General features: G+C 43.7%; 2 protein-coding genes. One reads left to right on the forward strand and one right to left on the reverse strand.

All coding sequences use genetic code 11. The features are described from left to right. Nucleotides 1–282: 282 nt before the first annotated feature. On the forward strand, nt 283–492 hold the full coding sequence (locus ACJROR_RS09095; RefSeq protein WP_406546825.1) for a hypothetical protein: 210 nt from the start codon (nt 283–285) through the stop codon (nt 490–492). A gap of 167 nt (nt 493–659) precedes the next feature. On the opposite strand, the gene ACJROR_RS09100 is transcribed toward ACJROR_RS09095, so the two are convergent. Beyond that, complete coding sequence (locus tag ACJROR_RS09100; RefSeq protein WP_406546826.1) at nt 660–2,396, reverse strand: transposase; 1,737 nt, start codon at nt 2,394–2,396, stop codon at nt 660–662. Between the last annotated feature and the right edge of the window lie 251 nt (nt 2,397–2,647).

The following is a 2,647-nucleotide window of genomic DNA, read 5'->3' on the forward strand; positions in this document are numbered from 1 at the left end:
GACTTCCCAGGTAAAGGGATATTACCGCAGTAACGGCACCTATGTAGCTCCCCATCATCGCTCGGGCCGGGATGGCTACCACAACAATAACTGGTCGGTGGAAGGAAATGTAAATCCCTATACCGGGAAGCCGGGCACCAAAAGCCGCTGGTAAAAGCATACCCCGCTTTTTAAAGTGCGATCCCGGGTGAATTCCATAAGATTCAGGTAATCTGGCTTTCTGTCCGGCAGGGAGCATGTCCCGGTGCGTTGTTGTTTTTTTCAGATGATTAAAGAGGAAATATGATAAGTTTTAATATTCTTGGCGTATGCACCAGCAGGGATATCTTCAGCAGAACCAACAGCAAGGATAAATACACAGTTAACAAATACACCCTGGGCTTTTCGCCTTTTTTTATTTTTGACGAAGGCGCCGGCATTGATCCCAAGGCCTACTATGACGTTGCCGATAAGCATAAGCTCCCATATTCCAATTTTATGAGTCCAGTATAAAAGCTCCAAATTCGACACACCCACACCCTACCCACGATCTGCAAAATTTCCAAACTCGTACTGATTTTTGAAAATTTATGCCTATGGGTATAATTATTTTTGGTACTTCAGCCCAAAAATATCGTAACAGTACCTATTTATTCGTGTTTTTACCTCAATTTTACCTTTTATTTCCAATTTTTACGTAATTCGGACAGATCTCTCCCGTTCCTTCGACAGAAATTGCAAATTCTTTTAACCTGTATTCCCACTGCCTTAGCTGAAAGACCTGTAAGAATCGAGATTATTCCTCGGTATCTTACCTTCCCGTTGTACCATCCTCGTTTTATTTCTCTGACCGTCGCCTCAACATTGTTACGGGTCTTTCTGATATCAGCGGGGAGGGATTTCTGTTCTTCCCGGATTTCCTGACGCCTGAAGCTGTCCTCGGTAATGATATGCTGCTTTGCTTTGCCAGACTCATCAACGGTTTCAAACTTCCATTTTTTGACTCCGTTTCTGGTGTTAACCGGCACTGCAATGCAGGTGTTTTCCGGGTTGTTTTTATCAGTAACAAGAACGGTGCCGTCATCCTGCATGGCGTATGTGAAAGCAGATTCCTTTCCTTTAAGTTCAGTCGTTGCCAGTGTCGTGCCGTTCTTTTTCAGTTCTTCTCTCTTCTCATCGGGACAGTCATAACCGCCGTCTCCAAGAGCGGTGGTAATTTCATGGCCGCAGGCATTGCCAACCTCCTTTGCGCTGTCAATGCTGGCATCAACGAACTTGGTATCGCCGACTGTTGCTCTGTCAACCTCAATGCCGGTTAATACATGAGGAGCTTTCTGTATCTTGGTTTCATTTCCGTTTTCATCAGTTACCGTCTCATGCTTTGCGACTATTTCAGAGACATTGGTAACCTCTCCCTGAATCGGCTTGTATTTGTTTGAGTATGCGGCATCGGGATCATTGATATTCTGGAGGGAATCGGGACTGATATCCTGTCCCCGGCGCGGAGCAATCGATTTGCCTTCGTTATCATACTGATCGACAAAGACCCGTTCCAGCAGCGGATAACGATCCGTTTCTCCGATAACATGATTGCGGACGTCAGTCACTATGGATTGCATGACATATCCCAGCACATTCAGAACAGCCTTGCCATTATCGCTGGTATCGTAGGAAATCCTTTTTCCGCCAATTCCTATAATGTTCTGCACCGTGATCCAATGTTCGTCTTTGGTAATGCTCAGCAATGACAGCTGCTCAACGCTCAGTCCTTTGAGAAAATATTCCAGGGCGTCTATAACTATTTCGACTCTGGTCTTGTGAGCAATGTTTGAACCTGTAGGAGTGGAGTCAAATCTGACCGTGCCAGTGTAATTGTCCTTGCCAAAATAATTGATAGCGGAGGCACCCAGGTTCCTGAGAAGAACGTTAAAAATACTGTAGGGCTTGCCCAGCTGATCGGTTTTGTATTGGTTAAAAGCCTTTGCGTAATTACTGTGATTGATGATTATCTGCCTTGTTGGAACCGGAAGATCAAGAGCCTCAATTCCCAGAGCTATGCGGATTCTCAGGTCATACAGACAGCTCATGGCTATTTCATCAAAGTCAACATTCCTATATTCTTTCAGAATCAGTATGGTCAGCATCATGTCCGGAGGATAAGAACCTGCTCCGAGATTTTTGTTGGCCGAGACTTTTTGGTTGTTCTCGGCTCTCTTGTTATCCCTCATTTCTCTGGCAAACTCAGAGTACTCCTGAAGAAGATCGCTATTCGCTGCATTAGTTACACAGGTATGCAATGTAAGGAAGTCCTCTGAATTCTTCAGAAACTTGTCGTAGTCATCTCCTTTCAGGGGAGAATCATTAAAAAGAGGAATGCCTAGCGATGATGAGTAGCAGGATTTTATTGAAGCAACCATAGCAATGACCCCATAAAATGTCCTATTATGGGATTATACCTTGTATTATAGGCAATTACAAGATTTTTATTAAATTATTTTAGATTGCTGAATGATTAATATTCGCGATCTGTATCGTTGTCAATACACTATACAGATCCTGTGTGAGCTTTTATACCGGACTCATGGATGAGAAAGAGAAGGCGGTGATTAAAAATGCCACCCCGGAAATCGAAATGAACATGATTATCAAGCTTTATAATAAGAAGCAA

This window comes from Succinimonas sp., from assembly GCF_045225735.1.
Classification (GTDB): Bacteria; Pseudomonadota; Gammaproteobacteria; order Enterobacterales; family Succinivibrionaceae; genus Succinimonas.

What these genes read in the sequence shown, in the direction of transcription:
- ACJROR_RS09095 (WP_406546825.1), top strand. Translation starts at nt 283, where the DNA reads ATGATAAGTTTTAATATTCTTGGCGTATGCACCAGCAGGGATATCTTC.
- ACJROR_RS09100 (WP_406546826.1), bottom strand. Translation starts at nt 2,396, where the DNA reads ATGGTTGCTTCAATAAAATCCTGCTACTCATCATCGCTAGGCATTCCT.